At 42.1% G+C, this 19,099-nt stretch carries 14 protein-coding genes; 6 read left to right on the top strand and 8 right to left on the bottom strand.

What is annotated here, in order from left to right:
• The first annotated feature begins 31 nt into the window (after positions 1 to 31).
• Positions 32 to 1,210, top strand: coding sequence for an acyl-CoA dehydrogenase family protein (locus B1201_RS08935; protein WP_078193197.1), 1,179 nt, complete (start codon positions 32 to 34; stop codon positions 1,208 to 1,210).
• Positions 1,211 to 1,282: 72 nt separating this feature from the next.
• Here the strand turns inward: B1201_RS08935 and B1201_RS08930 are convergent, their stop codons facing one another.
• The 4 genes from B1201_RS08930 to msuE all read right to left on the bottom strand — a co-directional run bounded on the left by B1201_RS08930 (position 1,283) and on the right by msuE (position 5,812).
• Positions 1,283 to 1,897 (bottom strand): riboflavin synthase subunit alpha, encoded by a 615-nt coding sequence (locus B1201_RS08930; protein WP_078193196.1) that lies wholly within the window; start codon positions 1,895 to 1,897, stop codon positions 1,283 to 1,285.
• Positions 1,898 to 2,022: 125 nt separating this feature from the next.
• The gene (locus B1201_RS08925) at positions 2,023 to 3,441 is read right to left on the bottom strand and encodes a cryptochrome/photolyase family protein (RefSeq protein ID WP_078193195.1); all 1,419 of its coding nucleotides are present in this window, start codon (positions 3,439 to 3,441) and stop codon (positions 2,023 to 2,025) included.
• 493 nt (positions 3,442 to 3,934) lie between these two features.
• The gene (gene sfnG, locus B1201_RS08920; protein ID WP_078190545.1) at positions 3,935 to 5,041 is read right to left on the bottom strand and encodes a dimethylsulfone monooxygenase SfnG; all 1,107 of its coding nucleotides are present in this window, start codon (positions 5,039 to 5,041) and stop codon (positions 3,935 to 3,937) included.
• 39 nt (positions 5,042 to 5,080) lie between these two features.
• Positions 5,081 to 5,812, bottom strand: a complete 732-nt coding sequence (gene msuE, locus B1201_RS08915) for an FMN reductase (protein ID WP_078190544.1) — start codon at positions 5,810 to 5,812, stop codon at positions 5,081 to 5,083.
• A 374-nt stretch (positions 5,813 to 6,186) separates the two neighbouring features.
• On the opposite strand from msuE, the gene B1201_RS08910 reads away from it, so the two are divergent.
• Positions 6,187 to 6,837 carry a response regulator gene (locus tag B1201_RS08910; protein WP_078190543.1) on the top strand — a complete coding sequence of 217 codons (651 nt, stop codon included), beginning with the start codon at positions 6,187 to 6,189 and terminating at the stop codon, positions 6,835 to 6,837.
• A gap of 171 nt (positions 6,838 to 7,008) precedes the next feature.
• Here the strand turns inward: B1201_RS08910 and B1201_RS08905 are convergent, their stop codons facing one another.
• Both B1201_RS08905 and B1201_RS08900 read right to left on the bottom strand, forming a co-directional pair.
• A complete protein-coding gene (locus B1201_RS08905) occupies positions 7,009 to 7,776 on the bottom strand; it encodes a hypothetical protein (protein ID WP_078193194.1) in 768 nt (255 codons plus the stop codon).
• 429 nt (positions 7,777 to 8,205) lie between these two features.
• Positions 8,206 to 11,694 carry a PAS domain-containing hybrid sensor histidine kinase/response regulator gene (locus tag B1201_RS08900; RefSeq protein ID WP_078193193.1) on the bottom strand — a complete coding sequence of 1,163 codons (3,489 nt, stop codon included), beginning with the start codon at positions 11,692 to 11,694 and terminating at the stop codon, positions 8,206 to 8,208.
• Positions 11,695 to 11,875: 181 nt separating this feature from the next.
• Between B1201_RS08900 and B1201_RS08895 the strand changes: the two genes are divergently transcribed.
• Both B1201_RS08895 and B1201_RS08890 read left to right on the top strand, forming a co-directional pair.
• Entirely contained in the window at positions 11,876 to 12,208 is a 333-nt protein-coding gene (locus B1201_RS08895) for a DUF485 domain-containing protein (RefSeq protein WP_078193192.1), read from the top strand.
• A gap of 1 nt (position 12,209) precedes the next feature.
• Positions 12,210 to 13,925, top strand: a complete 1,716-nt coding sequence (locus B1201_RS08890; RefSeq protein ID WP_078193191.1) for a cation acetate symporter — start codon at positions 12,210 to 12,212, stop codon at positions 13,923 to 13,925.
• An 89-nt stretch (positions 13,926 to 14,014) separates the two neighbouring features.
• Here B1201_RS08890 and B1201_RS08885 read toward each other — a convergent pair whose 3' ends face one another.
• Positions 14,015 to 14,389, bottom strand: coding sequence for a hypothetical protein (locus B1201_RS08885; protein ID WP_078193190.1), 375 nt, complete (start codon positions 14,387 to 14,389; stop codon positions 14,015 to 14,017).
• A 251-nt stretch (positions 14,390 to 14,640) separates the two neighbouring features.
• Here B1201_RS08885 and B1201_RS08880 point away from each other — a divergent pair, with 251 nt between their 5' ends.
• Entirely contained in the window at positions 14,641 to 15,336 is a 696-nt protein-coding gene (locus tag B1201_RS08880) for an ion channel (RefSeq protein WP_078193189.1), read from the top strand.
• A 58-nt stretch (positions 15,337 to 15,394) separates the two neighbouring features.
• Here B1201_RS08880 and omp33-36 read toward each other — a convergent pair whose 3' ends face one another.
• The gene (gene omp33-36 / locus B1201_RS08875) at positions 15,395 to 16,270 is read right to left on the bottom strand and encodes a porin Omp33-36 (RefSeq protein ID WP_078193188.1); all 876 of its coding nucleotides are present in this window, start codon (positions 16,268 to 16,270) and stop codon (positions 15,395 to 15,397) included.
• A gap of 1,096 nt (positions 16,271 to 17,366) precedes the next feature.
• Between omp33-36 and B1201_RS08870 the strand changes: the two genes are divergently transcribed.
• Positions 17,367 to 19,073, top strand: coding sequence for a sensor domain-containing diguanylate cyclase (locus B1201_RS08870; RefSeq protein ID WP_078193187.1), 1,707 nt, complete (start codon positions 17,367 to 17,369; stop codon positions 19,071 to 19,073).
• Positions 19,074 to 19,099 lie beyond the last annotated feature (26 nt).

Below are 19,099 nucleotides of genomic sequence, written 5' to 3'. Positions count from 1 at the left end.
TAAAACTGTAACAGAATAATCAGACAGACATATGAATGCTTCAACTCCATTGACTCAAGATCCGATCGATATTGCCCAAAAACTGGCGGCAGAATTTGCCACGACGGCTGCTCAGCGTGATAAGCAGGGGGGAAATCCCAAAGCTGAACGTGATTTGATTCGTCAAAGTGGTTTACTTGCATTGTCCATTGGACAGCAATACGGTGGACAGGGTGCAGATTGGCAGACGATTTTTAAAACCATTCAAACCATTGCTCAAGTGGATAGCTCATTGGCGCATGTTTATGGTTTTCATCATTTATTGATTGCAACCGTGCAGTTGTTCGCGCAGCCCGAGCAATATGGCCCGTGGTTTGAACAGACTGCACGTGAGCATTTATTTTGGGGCAATACCTTAAACCCCTTAGACCGTCGTACTACAGTGACGCAACTGTCTGAACACGAATACGTCTTTCATGGCGATAAAAGCTTCTGTTCGGGTTCTATGGATTCAGACATTTTGCTGTGTTCTGGCTTCAATGAAGATGGAAAATTATTGATCGGGGTGATTCCTACAGCACGTGAAGGCGTCAGTTTTCTCGGCGATTGGGACAATATGGGACAACGTCAAACCGACAGTGGAAGTAGCCATTTTGAACAAGTTAAAATTTCCAAAGATGAATTACTACTGAACCCGGGGCCTTTGAGTACACCGTATTCAAGCTTACGTCCGTTGATTGCACAGTTGATCTTTGTGCATATGTTTTTAGGGGTGGCAGAAGGGGCTTTTGAAACAGCAAAACAGACGATTCAAAACCAAAAAGCATGGTCAAAATCATTGGTTGAAAATGCTGTGAATGACCCATTTATTCAAAAGCATTTTGCTGAGTTTTATGTGCAATTAGAAAGTGTACGTTTATTGGCAGATAAAGCGGTTCAGAGTTTGCAATGGGCTTGGGAGATTGGTGAAGCTTTGACGGCGGAACAACGTGGAGAAGTCTCTATTGCGATTGCAACAGCCAAAATAGCAGCCACCAATAGCTCGCTATACATTACGCAAAATATTTTCCAAGTGATGGGCGCACGTGCCACAACTGCCAAACTAAATTTAGATCGCTTCTGGCGCAATGTACGTACCCAGACCTTACACGATCCGATTGATTATAAATATCAGGAGGTCGGTGAATGGGTGCTCACAGCCAAAGTGCCAGATCCAAGTTTTTATTCTTAAACGTATATTGCAAATGAGCCAATAAAAAGCCTCCGTTTTGGAGGCTTTTTTGCAATGTAATTTCAGTCGATCTTAACGCTGATGAATATTTTCTAAGGTATCGACTAAGGTTCGCGTTGTTTGATCAATCTCATAATTCACGGCATCACCGACTTGGACATCTTTCCATGTAGTGAGGCGCAGTGTTTCAGGAATAAGATCGATTGAAATTTCACTGCTGGCACGATCAACACGGTTCACAGTCAAACTACAACCATTGAGCCCAATAAAACCTTTGAGAAAAAAATATTTAATATTGCCTGCCGGAATGTGAATATCGAGATGAAAGGTTTCCCCGCGATGCTCTAAGTTTTTGATCGTGGCTGTGCCTTCGATATGACCATATAGATTGTGACCACCATTTTCTGCTCCAACTTTGGCTGAGCGTTCGACATTGACCTCATCACCGGCCTTGAGTGCTTTTAATGTGGTGAGTTGATTGGTCAAATCAGAGACATCAAAATGCACTTGGTTGGCTGCCAAATCAATATGTGTAGCCGTTAAACACACGCCATTAATCGCCACACTTGCCCCGATAAAGACATCATGAAAAAAATTCTGATGATTTGAAATCACCAAGGTTGTGAAGCCATTACTTTGACGAATCTCTAAGACTTTTTCTAAACCTTGCACGATGCCTGTATACATGGGAGCGTCTCTAAAATGATTTGCGTTTTCTGTATTGTAGGGACAAAACGAACGCTCGGCTATGCCTTAGAGTGACCATTTCAGTACAGCATTTTGATCTGTCGCAGTTCGATTTTGGCAATGGCCTACAATGCTCGGAATGTTTCAATTGCCGCTAGGCGAGACTGTTTTAAGTCAACGATCGGCTGAGGGTAGTTCAATTCCAATTGAGGATTTTTGGCAAAGGGTTGGTGAATTTGCTTTGCATCCAAATCTGCCAGCTCAGGTAGCCATTGACGTAGATAATCTCCGTTCGGATCAAATTTCTGAGATTGGCTGATCGGGTTAAAAATCCGAAAATAAGGTACAGCATCTGTACCCGTCGAGGCGCACCATTGCCAACCGCCATTATTGGCTGCTAAGTCACCATCGACAAGGTGCTGCATAAACCATTGTTCCCCCAACCGCCAATCGATCAGTAGATTCTTACTGAGGAACATGGCACAAATCATCCGCACCCGATTATGCATCCAACCCGTAGCCAGTAGTTGACGCATCCCTGCATCGACGATCGGAATGCCCGTCTGGCCGTATTGCCACGCAGCAAAGTCTTGTGGTGCATGGCGCCATTTTATTTTTAAGGTTTTGGTTTGAAACGGCTGGTGCTGAGAAACTTGCGGGTAGTCAAATAAAATGTGCTGGTAAAATTCACGCCAAAGCAGCTCATCGAGCCAAGTTTGTTGTCCTCTGTGGTCGATCTGGAAATAGCCGCCTTGTTCACGAAACAGGGCTTGCAGACATTGGCGAATAGACAAGATGCCCAAGTTTAAATACATGCCAATTCGACTGGTTCCATTGAGCGCAGGAAAGTCCCGATCATCAGCATAACGATGCAGATGTTGTTCAATAAATTCATCTAAGCACTGTAGTGCGTGATCTTCTCCAATCGGCCAAAGCTCGATTTGAGTAGCTAACAGCGATGTGGGATAAAAAGGACTTAAATCAAATTGATTTTGCCACAGCGGATGCGGTTCGAGAGCCGCTTGGGCTTTAATAGCGGGATAACAAGTAGGCAAACTGATGCTCAATTTTTCGTAGCAATTTTTCTTAAATGCACCGAAAACTTGATAAGGATGTCCAGATTGATTGCGAATACTGCCAACAGGAAACAGGGTGCGGTCATGGTACAGCTCAACAGAGATGTGCTGCTGTTCTAATAACTGTTGTACTTCGCAATCTCGTTTAAGCTCATTCACACCATGTTCAATATGTGCATGAACAGTGTGTATATTGAGCTGAGTACATAAGGTTAATAGCTCAGTGGCGATGTCTGACCAATGGGGAATATGCTGAATAATCAGTGGAATATTTAGTTCAGCCAATTGCTGTCGCAAAAGTTCCAGTTGGGCAAGATAGCGATGGATTTTAATGGGGGCATCATCATGCCTTGCCCATTGTTCAGGAGAAAGCGCAATAAATGCAACCGTTTGACCAGACTGTGTCGCCTGCCACAGTGCGCTATGGTCATGTCGTCTTAAATCTTGTCGAAACCAAACCAGTTGCATGTTTATTGCCTCGTTTTGTTGGAAATATCACCAGAATTACGGGGGTATCTATTGGTAATGAAATTATCTAAAAAATCGATTTCTATAAAAAAACCATACAATATCTATGGTTTAACTTAACCGATTGCGCACAATGCTGTCAGCTTAAGCGTACAAGCAACGAAGTTTTTGACGCTAGGCGCACTTTTAAATTTTACCTAAGATGAACTCATACAGGAACAGGATGTTCCGGAACATAAAACAATAACAAAGTGTTCACCATCAGGACTGTGAAGCAAGACAGGAGTCATGCTTAAGTATCCATATAGAAAAAGCCCGACAGGATGTCGGGCTTTTTCTTTGTCTACAGGTCAGCTCATTTTCTAGAATCAGAGCATGTCTTTAAATGGTACTCGAGATAAAAAATCCCCTAAGCCGAGCCTTAGGGGAGGAAAGTGAAGTGAGCCGATTGTGATTATTATGCTGATTACATGAGCTGTGACTCCATCAACAATTATGCTGATTTAGCCTGCACAACTTGCTGCTGTTGAGCTTCCAGTTCACGAACCAGTGGCAACACTTTTTCGCCAAAGTATTCCACTTCTTCAATGAAGTGGAGAAAACCTGAGAGAACCAAATCGACACCTACACTTTTGAGTTCCACAATGCGTTCGGCAATTTGTTGTGGCGTGCCAATCAGATTGGTTTTAAAGCCGTCGTTATATTGAACCAAATCTTCAAAAGTAGATTTTGCCCAGTTACCTTCGCCTTCTTTTGTGGATGCACCTGCTTCACGAGTTGCATCGCCAAAGGCATTGACCGCTTCAGTATTGGCATTGTCGATAATAGCTTGAAGCACCGCTTGGGCTTCTTCCTCAGTATCTCGGGCAATGATGAAGGCATTCACCCCGATTTTGACCTGATGGTTATTGGCCTTGGCTTTTTCACGAATATCATCGATCTGCTTTTTCAACTCAGCAGGGGTATTGCCGTTGGTGAAGTACCAATCGGAAACACGTGATGCCATGTCACGTGCTGCACGTGAACTGCCACCTTGGAAGATTTCAATATGCGGTTTTTGTACCGGTTTCGGAGATAGAGTGTAGTCTTTAAATTGATAGTATTTACCATCAAAACTAAAGTTATCCTGCGTCCAAACACCTTTTAGGCTACGAATGAACTCTTCAGAGCGCGCATAGCGTTGATCATGCTCGGGCCATTCTTCACCAATCGCATCAAACTCTCCACGGAACCAACCACTTACAACATTGATTGCAATACGGCCATTGGTAAGATGATCGATGGTCGCCAATTGTTTTGCAGCCAGAGCCGGTTTCCAAGGGCCGGGTAAAATCGCTGCAATGACTTTGAGTTTTTCAGTTTTGGCCAAAATTCCATGGCTGAAACTAACCGATTCGTGTTGATTTTCTGCGTTATAACCTGCGGTAAAACGAATTTGAGTCAGCGCATAATCAAAGCCACTTTTTTCTGCAGCTTGTGCCAAACGCACGTTATAGTCATAGCTCCAATCGGTACGCTGTTCAATATTACTGACCACCAAACCACCACTCACGTTTGGTACCCAGTACGCAAATGTAATGTTTTTTTCTTGTACTGACATTTTGCAAACCCTCGGGATCGAATTGTTATGCTGTGGTGTTTAGGCCACTTGCGTTTTTGGCTTTTTACTATGCAGTCGAGCTTCAGCGGCATCCAAACTTGGAACAGCTGCAGAAGGAAGGACTTCTTCTTGCTCGATTTGTTTATTAATGCCCAAGTTTTGGTTGGCTTGTTGAGACTTGGCTTTCACCACTTCAGCACGCTGACCTTTGGCTGGAGCCCATTCCAAAATCGGCAGCGCACGTGCTACAGCTAAAGTAATGCGGTCACGGAGTAATTCACTATGAATGGTATATTCAGGGGTGAAATCACGGTCTGTTGCATAGACTCCGATTGGTAATGTTTGCGCTTGGAAGAAACTGAACAATGGACGCAATTGATGTTCAAGCACTAAAGCATGGCGTTCAGAACCACCCGAAGCTGCAAGCAAGACAGGTACATCCACCAATGCAGTTTGTTCGACAAAGTCAAAGAAGTGTTTAAACAGGCCTGTAAATGAAGCACGGTAAACTGGCGTTCCAACAATCAGTGCATCAGCAGCTTCAACGGCAGCAAGGTCATCTTGTACACGTTGTGGCAATTGGTTACGGTAAATCGCGCCACCTAATAAATTGCCAATTTCACTAAACTTAATAAAATGCACATTGATTGGAGTCGCATCACCGAGTTCATCAACAATGGCTTGCACCAAAGCTTCAGTTTTAGATGGATTGTTTAGGCCACCTGATACAGCAACAATATTCAGGGGTTTTTGTAGATTAACTTGAGACATTTTTTAAACCTAAAAGTGTGGTTTCTCGGAATGCCTTTTATTAATCCCGACGGGTGGATCACTGTAAAATAACGAAAATCAGAAAAGTTATCTGATTTTTAGATATGTTGGAAAAACCACAAGATTCGTGAAATTTCAAATTTTAAACTGTTGATATTTCAACATATAATGCTTAGATATAAGCATTTTTACTGTGTTGATAAAATTTATATGAAAATATGATTAGATTTAAAGATTTATAGAAAATGCGAAAAAAGACGCATTTTAGGTGAAAATCTACATTTTAAATGCAAAAAAATAAGTTCTTGCATATCCTTCACATAGCATGTGTGGTTAGAATAGGGTCATTGTGCACAAGATCTCTCACGTTGCTTATGAATATTTTAATCGTTGATGATCACCCGCTGTTTCGTCATGCTTTAATTCAGGCGGTTCGTTATAGTTTGCCTCAGGCGCAAATTCATGAGACTGCAGCAGTCAATGAATGCTATGAACGTCTTGAAAATGGCCCTGAGCCTGATCTTGTGTTATTGGATTTAAACTTGCCGGGTGCTTCAGGCTTTTCTGCCTTGGTGCATATTCGCGCACAATATCCATCGATTCCAATCATTGTGGTCTCTGCGCATGAAGAAGCGTCGATTATCCAACGTGCGATTGCACATGGCGCGATGGGTTATATTCCAAAATCTGCGCATCCAAGTCACATTGGTGAAGCGATTCGTCAAGTCTTAGAAGGCGAGATTTGGTTGCCACCAAATTTACCAGCCAATATGAACTTTGATCCACGTGCTGCAGATGAAACGGCATTGGCAGAACGTATTCAGTCTTTAACACCGCAACAATTCCGTGTGTTAATGATGGTGGCGGAAGGTTTGTTGAATAAGCAAATTGCCTATGAGTTGGATGTGTCTGAAGCAACCATTAAAGCGCATGTAACGGCGATTTTCCGTAAGTTGGGCGTACAAAACCGAACTCAAGCTGTATTGGCAATTAATGCATTGAATATTGAAGAAAAGAAAATCTAAGGATTTTTTCCATAAAAAAAGACCTCCATCGTGAGGTCTTTTTTTATGCTATTTAAGTACTAATGCTAGCGCATGATCATTTCGCATTTTAAATGCCGTTTGGTCTTTACATGCGGTTTAAATGCAATAGAGCAATGCAACTTAACAATGACTTAAACAGACCACTTCAACTTAAGCAATATAGTCTTGCTTAGGCGTCAGATCGGTACAGTACAAAGGGTTGAGCGCACATTGCAATTCATCAATTTGTTCATCGGTCACATAGCCGCGCGCTTTGAGATAATCCGCGACACGGTCATCACGTAAACTCAAAAAGGCAGCGTCATAAACGCCCAAATCCACAAATAGGGCTGCAGTTTCTAAACTGTTAAAACGGTCCAGATAGACATCATTGTCATACATCAGGAAGATATGGTCTTGCTTGGAGTTGGCATCGACATTTAAACGTTGTGCCAATTCAAATGGCGCTGTTTTAATAAACAGTAAATCGGATAATTCATCAAACTGTGTTTTATCCAGCTGGTTTTGGTCGGTTTTGACTTTACCGAGCCAAGCTTTGAACACCAATACCGCACCGCCGCGCAGTAGCATGCTCCAAATCTGATGACGGGTGTCCAAACCTAAGCAATTGGATTCTGCTTCTAAATTTTGCAGTAGTAGATCTTCCTGTTCTGCCAGTCGATCGAATAAGCCAAGACCTTGGGGTTTGTAGGCATTCGGTGCAAAGACATCAAAATTCAGTTCGTCAAACACCTGCAACGCGAGAGGAACGGCACTGCGATAGAGCGTTTCTAGCGCTTCGACATGCACATCACTTAATTTGCTGAACTTAAATAGCTGACGCCAATCGATCTCTGGCAAAATGGCATTGGCACCATACTGACGATGAAACTGTAGATTTTGATCAAAACCATGCGGCATTGTTTCTGAAATATTCACAAGATCACTCCTAATATGCGGGGGAGATCAGCTTCTCAAGTGTTGAGTTATGACGCTTCTTGAATTGGCTTGAAACTGATCAACTTCTTATGAATATTTTTAAAACGAATGGCGGCAGCTAAATATAAGACTAAAGTTTTAGTTTTTATTTTTGCTTGTAAAAATCTTTTTTAAATCAAATATATTTTTAATTGTAACTAAGTGTACAAGTGTTCACTCATGCATTCGATATCTTTTGCCATAGGCAATCAAAATTTGATATTTATGGCTAATAAATAGACGAAATATCGGGGCTATTTTGAATGATCTTGCCGCTGAGACAAATTTTTTTGCCAGTTAGGTAAGTTTAAGTAAAAGTAAGGTAAACAAAAGCCCATTTCATGTGAATGAAATGGGCTATTTTTCACAGAGCGGTATCCTGTAACAGCGCTACTGATTTGAAATCTTCAAACCAGATAACCATGAACGCAGTGAAGCCGGTTTCAACGGTTTTTTCAGTAAGACGATGTTTAACTCTTTTAGACGTTGCGGTAATTCAGGATCAGAATCTGCAGTAATCAGTGCCACAGGGACATTTTCCTGACGGTTATCTAAAATAAAGTCGAGACCGATCTTGTTGTTATTCAAGTGTTGGTCAACCAACCAAACTTGAATATTCTCTTGTTGAATCAACTCCATGGCCTGTTCAGGTTCAGTGGCTTTAAAGACTTGATAGCCCCATTTGGTCAGTAAGGTCGACATCCCTTCCAAAATGGTTTCATCATTGTCTAAGCACAGAATCTTATAGGCTTTGGTTTTCAGCGGAACCGCTTGGGTCGGTGCAGCGACCACTTTTGGCGCAGCGACCACCGGCACTTCAATCATAAAGCACGAACCATGACCAAGTTCTGAGAACACATGCACAGGATAGTCGAGTAGGCTGGTCATTCTTTGCACGATGGCTAAACCTAAACCTAGACCCTGTTCGCCCCATGGAGAGGTGTGTCCACAGCGTTCGAACTCTTGGAACAACTTAATGCGCTGTTCTTCCGCGATCCCAGGACCTGTATCCCAAACGCCAATACGAATATGCCCCGGACGTGCTGAACGTAGCACACCCACCACAACACGACCACGCGCCGTATAGCGTAGGGCATTGCTGACGAAGTTTTGGATAATACGACGAATCCACTGTGGGTCGGTGTCAATCCAGAACTGAGCATCATGTACGGTCAGTTTGATATTACGCTGTGCTGCAATCGATTTAAATTGCAGTTCAAGATCGCTGAGTAAGTCATGTAGTGGATAAGGCTGACGTTTCGGTTGGATCGTTCCGCCTTCGAGTCGAGCAATGTCCAAGAGGGCAGAGAGCATACTTTCCGCACCATGCAGCGCACGATCAAGTTGCTGAAGCGTTTTACGATCATCGTCATTTTGTACGCTTTGCTCGAGGGCGGTACTAAACAGACGCGCAGCATGCATCGGTTGCAATAAGTCATGGCTTGCAGCAGCAATAAAGCGGCTTTTCGACATATTGGCTTTATCGGCTTGCTCACGTGCCAATTGTTGTTCTGACAGGGCATCTGCCAACTGTTGGGTACGGTCTTGTACACGCCCTTCAAGCAAGGCTTCATTTTCACGGAATGCGGTAATATCGGCAAAGGTCGTCACGAAACCACCGCCTTCGATTGGGTTGCCGCGCATCTGAATCACACGACCATCTTTACGAATCCGTTCAAATTCGTGTGCGCTGCCGACTTGCATCCAATGCATGCGTTTACGCACATGTTCCTCGACTGAACCGGGACCACATTCGCCGCGTTCAGCGTTATAACGAATCAAATCTGAAATTGGGCAACCGACGTAGACAATGTCTTTTGGATAATCAAACAGTTTGAGGTATTGATTGTTCCATGCCACCAAACACATATTTTCATCAACCACAGACACACCTTGAGTCATATGGTCGATCATGGTCATGATCAGGTTTTGGTTAAAGCGCTGCCACTGTGAGGCTTGGTCAAGAATATTGGCGACCTGACCGAGTGCTAAACCATTATTGACCATGGCTGTGGTGAGTAAGGTACGGGCAGATGCCGCACCGATGGTGCCTGCAAGATACTGTTCGGTAAAACGCCACCACATGCCGTTGGCGCTGCTATTTTCATTTAAAACGACATTGTTTTGTGCGCAGAACTGGTTGAAGGCACGCATGGTTGGACCTTCACCGGTAATACGTTTTGCCAAGGTAATCAAATCACCTACTTTTAGACGCGCCACATCATGGTGAATATAGCTGATGTCGTTTGATGTACTTTGAGCAGGGAGCGGCTTGGTTTCATAATAAAAGAAACTTTCGGCCTGAATTTGCTCGGCAACACTTGGACGGAAGACGCGGGAAATCCAAATATAGAGGGTGATATTTAAACCGAGCGCCCAAACTACGCCATGGGTAAGTGGATCGAAAGATTCAAACCCTAACAGTGCTTCAGGACGTAACCAACTCAAGCCTAGCGGACCCTGACTTAAAAGATTTTCGGTAAATGTTTTAAATTGTTCAGGTAAGCTACGCAATACGGTTGGTAATAACAGGGTATAAGCCCACATGCCAAAACCGACCAACAGACCCGCATATACACCTTGCTTACTTCCGCCACGCCAATACAAACCACCAATTAGCGCCGGTGCAAACTGTGCCACAGCACTGAAGGCCAATAGGCCAAATACTGATAATTGGTCAATGTCATTGAAGAAATGGAAGAACAAGAAGCCCAATAACATGACCGCTAAAATACACACACGACGTGTGAATTTCAGTACGAGTGGTAGGCGTTTGTCATGACGTGACAATAAGCGTGTACGCCACAGTGCAGGCATGATCAAGTCATTACTGAGCATAATCGACAAGGCCACTGAAGACACCAACAGCATACCTGTCGAAGCTGAAAACCCGCCGAGAAAGGCAAGTAAGGTCAACCAGTCTTGGTTATAACTCAAAGGTAGTGAGAGCACAGCAACATCGGGGATTGCCAAGTAGGCAGGCGCTGCATGCAGCGCCCAACTGGCAATCGGGATGATCGCGATAATGGTTAAAATCAGATAAATGGCGAACCAACGACGAGCACCACGGATATGCTTTTCATCACGTAGTTCAACCACCGCGACATGGAACTGACGTGGTAGACAAATAATCGCTAAAGCAGCCAATAATGTTTGAATCCAAAAGCTTTCTGGCACACCTTTGAGCTGGACATCTTTAAATGTACTGCTAATGTCATGGCTGATTTGCGCCATGTTTTCAGGTGATTCAAAAACAAAGAAAAATGCGACTGCAAGTAGTGCAAACAGCTTGACGAAAGACTCAAATGCCACAGCCAACATTAAGCCGCCGTGCTGTTCAGTATTGGCAATCTGTCGTGTCCCAAACATCATCGCCAAAATCGCCAATACACCGGTCAAAAACAGCACACTATTGGTGGTACCTGTCAGACCAGCGGTCGGTTCTAAAATGACCGTTGCACTTAAGGCAATCGCACGTAGCTGCAAGGCTAAATAGGGAATAATGGCAATTACGGCAAGGATCGTGACCAGTGATGCTAAGGGGCCACTTTTACCATATCGTGCTGCTACAAAGTCGGCAATCGATGAAATGGCATGATGCTGACGGACACGCCCTAAACGTCGCCAAATATCATAGCCGAGCGCAACAAATAGCAGCGGTCCCAGATAAATTGGCAGGAAAATAATGCCCTCACGAACGGCGGCACCTGTTGCGCCATAAAATGTCCAAGATGAACAGTAAACCCCTAAAGTTAGGCTAAAGAGAAGCATTCTGCCGCGAGTACTGAGCCTGCTGGCATGCTTTTCACCAAAGAATGCACATACAAAGAGTAATGCGATGTAAAGGGCCAATACCCCGACGATAAGCCAACTATTCATAAAGCCTGCAGCATATTAATTCTCGCTTAATGATAACGCATCCATAGGCTTAGGGAGGTTATTGCTCAAAATTTAACGACCAAAGTCTAAATTACAAGAGATAAGGAACATTGGTAAGTTTAGCTTCGAAATAATTCGAATTAAAAAATTGCGCGCCAAGGTTCGGCGTAAGGAGAATATTATGGATGAGAGACAGGTAGAACAAATTCTACAGAATCCAAAATTTAAGGAAATGGTCAGCCGTAAAAGTAAGTTGAGCTGGACTTTGACGATCATCATGTTGGTGGTCTATGTCGGCTTTATGCTCCTTGTGGGCTATAACAAAGAGTTCTTGATGCAATCCGTGAGTGGTGGTGTGACCACGATTGGTATGCCATTAGGTCTAAGCATTATCGTATTGTCATTCTTACTGTGTGGTGTTTATTCGTATATTGCAAACAACAAGTTGGATGCATTAAACGCAGAAGCAATGCGTGAAGTAGAAGCAATTACTCAAGAAAAAGGACCGCACTAAGATGAAATGGAATTCATTGAAAGCAATAGTATTAGCGGCTCCTGCTCTGCTCATGTCAAGCATGGCAATGGCTGGGCCAGATTTAGGTGAAGCACAGCAACAAGCGACCAACTGGCATGCGATTATCATGTTCGCAATTTTTGTTGGCTTGACTTTGTTTATTACCAAATGGGCAGCGAAGCAAACCACTAACACTGCAGACTTCTATACTGCCGGTGGTGGTATTTCGGGTTTCCAAAATGGTTTAGCGATTGCCGGTGACTACATGTCAGCAGCATCGTTTCTCGGTATTTCCGCAATGGTATTCAGTTCAGGCTTTGACGGCTTGCTGTATTCATTGGGCTTTATGGTAGGTTGGCCAATTGTATTGTTCTTGGTGGCTGAGCGTCTGCGTAACTTAGGTAAGTTCAACTTATCTGACGTGGTGTCATTCCGTCTAGCTGAGAAACCTGTCCGTACCCTTGCAGCAGTAAGCTCGCTTGTGGTTGTAGCGTTCTACCTGATTGCACAGATGGTGGGTGCAGGTCAGTTGATTAAACTGCTATTCGGTTTGAACTACAACATTGCGGTTGTGATCGTTGGTCTACTGATGATGGCTTATGTAATCTTCGGTGGTATGTTGGCAACAACTTGGGTACAGATCATTAAAGCAGTGATGCTACTTTCTGGCGCAAGCTTCATGGCATTCATGGTCATGAAAGGCGTGGGCTTCAGCTTCTCTGAAATGTTCACTCAATCGATCCAAGTTTTCTCTAAAGTACATGACGTATCTTTAGCTGAAGCTGCAAACATTATGGGTCCAGGTAAACTTGCAGCCAACCCAATTGATGCGATCTCTCTAGGTCTTGCATTGATGTTCGGTACAGCAGGTCTTCCACACATTTTGATGCGTTTCTTTACTGTAAAAGATGCAAAAGAAGCACGTAAATCAGTAGTTGTTGCTACAGGTTTTATTGGTTACTTCTACCTATTAACTTTTATCATCGGTTTTGGTGCGATCCTTTATGTATCGAACAACCCACAATTTCTTGATGTAGCGAAAATGGCGGTAACTGGCAAGTTAGAACTTGTTGGTGGTAACAACATGGCAGCGGTTCACTTGTCTGATGCATTGGGCGGTGACTTGTTCATGGGCTTTATTTCAGCGGTAGCATTCGCAACGATTCTTGCAGTAGTTGCAGGTCTAACATTGTCAGGTGCTTCAGCAATTTCACATGACTTGTATGCAAACGTATTCAAGAAAGGTCAAACTACACCTGAATCTGAACTTCGTATGTCTAAAATCGCGACTTTAGGTCTTGCGATCTTCGCAATGATTTTAGGTATCTTGTTCGAGAAACAAAACGTTGCATTTATGGTCGGTCTTGCATTCTCTGTAGCTGCATGTGCAAACTTCCCAGTGCTTGTATTGTCGATGTTCTGGAAAGGTTTAACGACGCGTGGTGCGGTGATTGGTGGTGTGGTTGGTCTAGCAACTGCCGTGATTCTAATTGTATTGTCTAAAGCAGTTTGGGTAGATACATTCGCAATCTCTGAAACACCAATTAACCCATTCAATGGTCCTGCTATCTTTGCAATGCCATTGGCATTCATCTGCTGCTGGTTGTTCTCTATAACTGATAATTCAGCACAAGCACAAGCTGAGCGTAAAGCATTCGATGCACAGTATGTACGTTCACAAACTGGCATTGGTATCTCTGGTGCTTCAGATCACTAATCTGAATCGCCTAAAAAGCCCCTAATAAGGGGCTTTTTTTATATTTGAGTGAATGATATGACGCAGAGGTTTGTAGACAAATCTCTGTACTATTTGCGTGTATAATTTTCTCCATTGATCGACATTTTCCAATGGCCTTGATCATCTTGATAAGGCGAGCGCTGAATGGTGAATTGTTGAGAGAAATCATCCTGACCGATGCTAAAGCCCTGATCACCAAAACTGCTCAAATGGGCTTTTATTCGCGACTGTTCAGCACCACTGAAGGTTTGGTTGGCAATACTTTTTTCAGTATGTTCTTGATGGTAATACGTCACTTCGCCCGACGATTTGATCACTAATTCACTGTGGTTGTTTTGCCAAGTCCCCACATAATTTTCATGGCCTTTGAGGAGCGGACTGTTTTGTGTACAGGCAGAGAGCATGAGCAGACAGAGAGGTGCAAATACGAGATGTTTTTTCATAATGAAATCTACCACGTAGGAGATTCCTTTGAATATGTGCCTGAAAACTGAAACTTACAGTAGGCTTTTTGAACCTCTTTGGTAATAAGAAACCCAGCTAGAACAGTGCTCATATGGATGCTTTTTCAGATTAAGATCAACAAATTTTTGCAATAAAAAAAACTCACTTCGTGCTAATTTAAAATCAATCAGTTGATGATGCTTCAGATCAATCATTTCAGCGCATGAAAAAAATATAGAGATTGAAAATAATGCAAGGTTTTGTAGATTTTTGGAAAAGCTTTAGACTTTTACCCTCAGCATGGCTGTTACTCGTGCAGTTTCTGATCTTGGCTTTAACCGCGATTACCCGAGAAAGTCTGTCTTTTCGTGCGCTAATTTGGGTACTTGGGGTGTCGGTACTATTGATCATTGCCAAAGTGATTCGCCAAACTCCAATGTTTACGATTCTAGGACTGAGTTTTGTTGGCTGCGCCGTATTGTTTTCTACTTTGATTATGCTCGGTGTAAATCATCCCAATATTCAAATTATTGCGCATGGTTTTGAAGCCTGTGCGTATTTTAGTGCAGCCTATGGCTTATTACGCTATATGTTTGCCGATCGTTATTTAACCAAAGATGAACTTTTTGCAGCAGGGGCAGTATTTACCCTCATCGCATGGGGTTTTGCTTTTCTCTATAGTATTTGTCAGCTGATTTATCCGGATAGTTTTGTAAATCCTGCAGAGCCGGACATGCAGTCGTGGTTAGATTTATTATTTTTAAGTTTTAGTTTGCAGTCTGCCACGGGCTTGTCGGATCTCATGCCTGTGAGTGCGCCAGCACGGGTCTTAGCTATGCTTCAAATGTTCTGTGGGGTGATGTATTTGGCTCTCATCGTTTCACGTTTAATTGCTTTGCAATATATTGCCCATTTACCGGAACGCCATGAGCCCAAAGACAAATAATGGCAGAATAAAAAAGGACGCAAATGCGTCCTTTTTGGTATTCAGTATCTAATATGAATTAGAAACGGAATTTAGCGTTTACGCCAACAGTTTGAGTGTCAAGCGCAACTTCTTCAGCATTAGCATTTACATAGCTAGCGCCAACTGCAACAGCAGGAGTGATGAAGTAGTTTACGTTCGCGCCCCAAGCTGAGTCTGGAGTACCAGCAAAGCTAGATTCAGCGTAAGAAGCACCAACGCTTAATTTAGGAGTTACGAAAAGATCAGTTTTGAATTGGTAAGCAGTGTCATCACCGTAGATGATGCCTGATTCGAAACCAATTGCCATGTTAGTGTCGTCGATTGCGCCAACATATTTAGCACGTGCAGTGATTGCGTCTTGGTCTTGGCCAATAGTTGTAGCTTCAGCAACAGCTTTAGCAACACCGTTACCCATAACGTTGAACGCGTCAACAGCAGCTTGGTCAGCAACGCTAGTGTAACCAACAGCAACTAAGAAGTTTTGAGTTGGAAGTGCACCAACTTCTAATGCATAACGGTCGCCGTTGTCATCAGTATTGTTTGCATTTTTGCTGTCAAGGATAGTGTGGCTGTAAGAAGCACTAGCGTATACAGGAACAACTTTAGTTGGAACGTAAGCTTCAGCTTTAGCACCGAAGTTATGAGCAATTACGTCAGTACCTTTTGAACCAACTTCACCGTAGTTGTAAGCAACAGATACGTTAGAAGCTTGGTTTAAGAATGCAGCTTCTGCTAAAGGACCTTTTGTAGAGTCAACATTTTTGAAGTAGTAAGTACCTTGAACACCACCAATGAAATCTTTGTCATTTGCAGTTGTGTCGATGTATTCTGCTTGGCCTTGAACTTCAAATTGGTAAGCTTGAGCACCGGTCATGGCTAATAATAAAGCAGTGGCTAAACCGAGTTTTTTCATGATTTTCTACCAGTTGTTACAAATGGATTAAACATTGAGCATTGTATTGTAACAATATATTAAGTCAATGATCCTAAAGGTTATTATTCAGTCTCTGACTCAGATCTTTATTTCATAATAAGAAATTCAGTTTTTACTCTAACTAATAAGTCACTGAAAAAAAATCATTGAGAACAATTAAGTAAGTTTGATTAAATTCTTAATTAAAAAAATACACTTGAAAAAATACACAACTTTTCAATCTAAAATAACAATTATTATTGTTATTTTAATTCAAAATAACATTTATTGTAGTGGGTAAATTCTAACGCTTTTCACGCATTTGAGGTAATAAATCGGGACTTTGACTGCTGAATTGTTGGGCTAAAACCACTTATTTGTATATTAAATAGACATTTTTGTTTTAAGTTTGAGGGATATGTCACTTAAATATGTGTCTTTGTGATATTTTTAATATCCTAGTGAAATACTTGGCTTTACATCAGGTTTTATTTGATTCATAATTTGCCAATCGAGTCGTCACACGGTTTAAAAGTGTGACTTTGACCCTGATTCTCCATTATTGTTTTTTATTCGCCCAGCTTTCCCCAAGGTTGGGCTTTTTTTTATTCAAAAATGCAACTTTATATTAAAGATAAAATATAAAGCAAATATCTTGTAGAAATAAATGCACTTTTATGGTGCGTTAATAATTCTATTTATCTTTCAATTAAAGTGATATAGACAAAAAAAATCCTGATTTTCAAGGAAAATCAGGATTTTTTAGCCAAAATTTTCGGGAAACTAAAATATTCTGCTGAGGAAGAAATCTAGTGTGCCCTAATACGGTGCATTCTGCACCAATTTATTGCAATTGTAAATATTTATTTAAACAAGTTAATAAAAAATATTTCGCTTTGAAATATGCTGCTGTTTTTTAGCAAATTATCTCGTTCTAAAGTGATAAAAATGTGACAGATTAAGCACATTTATATAGAATTTAGAGCTATAAATGTTCACTTTACAAATTAATAAATTATTGGTCATTAATTTAAATATTCCCGCGTTTAGTTGAGAAGTGGGTTGGGGTATGCAACAAGTGTGGGGCATAAAATAGATGGAAACATTACGAACAGAGCATATTAGTAAGCGCTTGCAACTTGCGATGCTAGTAATCGTCTTGTCTATCGTATTTATCAGTGTTCCATTGATTGTGAGCAGCAATCAACATTACCTCAAAAGTGCCGAAGCGCTGAAAGAAATTCAGATGCTGAAAATGGTGGCAGATTTAACCAACCAAATTTCCCGTGAACGTGCGCCAGCTAACAGTGCAATGTCGAGTCAAGGTGAACAGCGCGAGCAAAAAATTATTGAGTTGGCTGAATATCGTCAAGGCGTTGATCGGCAATATCAAGATACACTGAAAGTTTTAAAAGAAACGGGCTTTGCACCGATCGCCCAGCAGTTAGAGTCCAATTTATATCCATATTTGTTGCAGGGTCGCAAAACGGTCGATCAATATATTGCGCTGCCGACACAACAACGTGAAGCTAAAAAATTGGATCATGCCATTTTGGCGATGTTCCAAGCTTGGGATCAAAGCTATATTGCCATGCAGAAATTGGTCAATCATTCTCATGGTAAAGATACTCGTGTATCGAATTATTACACGCTGATTTTATTACTGGCAGAATTACGTGATCAGGCGGGAAGAGTCGCATCAAATATTATGGCTGCGGTATCATTTCAACAGGAAATTCCAGAGCAAAATTTAGCGCGGAGTTTACAAACCCAGCGTCAAACACGCTATCTATGGGAATTGATCAATGTCGTGCAGTCTGAACATGACAAAACTCCCGAGTTTAAACAGTTACATCATGCGGTAAGGACGGAATTTTTAGATAAAGGTTTGCCAATTATTGATGGTTTGACTCAAAAAAGTCTTCAACATCAGCGTTATCACATGGATGGCACCCAGCTCACTGATGCAATGGTCAATAAATTTGTCACAGTGGTGGAATTGCAAAGTTATATTTTAGATTACAGTCTCAAAGTAGCTGCGGATGAACAACGTGAAGCGCGAAATAAATTGATCTTTACGCTTTTTGTCTCGCTCGTGTCATTACTGACTGCATTATTAACGATGTTCTATGCCAAGAAATGGGTGTTTGAACCTTTAATTCGTGCTCGTAATCAGTTATTTAAACTGGCTCGGCACCGACAAATGGATCAAGGTGTGATTGAACCTGCCAAAGTAGGTTATCTCAGTTTATTTGATGCCATTCAGCATATTGAAAACATGCTGGAACAGCGTGATGCCTTTGAATTTCAGCTTAAACATATTGCCAATACTGACTCACTCACCAATGTCGCCAATCGTTTTGCCTTAGATGAATATATTAAATTTCGCGACAGCCAAAATTCAGGCTTTTTACATACAGCACTGATCGTGATTGATATTGATCACTTTAAACAGGTGAATGATCGCTATGGGCATATTGTCGGCGATTTGGTGATTCAACATGTTGCCAATCAATTACGAAAACATATTCGTTCATCCGACTTGGTGGTGCGATATGGAGGAGATGAGTTTTTAGTCCTGATCGAGGGGATTAATATGCTCAAAGCCCAACACATTGCCGAAACTATACGGCACGATATTCAGAATGTGAATTTTAATTTGGCAAAGGACGAAGCCGATCTCATTGTGACGGTGAGTATTGGTGTGGCAGTGGGGGCTGAAAACTGGATCGATTTATTAGAGCGAGCAGACCAAGCATTGTTTAAAGCCAAAGCTGCGGGGCGTGATCGTGTTTCAGTCTAAACGCAGCTTGGCAGATTCATAAAGTT

Origin of the sequence: Acinetobacter sp. ANC 5600 (assembly GCF_002018395.1) — a bacterium.
Taxonomy (GTDB): domain Bacteria; phylum Pseudomonadota; class Gammaproteobacteria; order Pseudomonadales; family Moraxellaceae; genus Acinetobacter; species Acinetobacter amyesii.
Note: the sequence above shows the minus strand (reverse complement) of the source record. Positions and strands in the feature narration are given on the sequence as shown.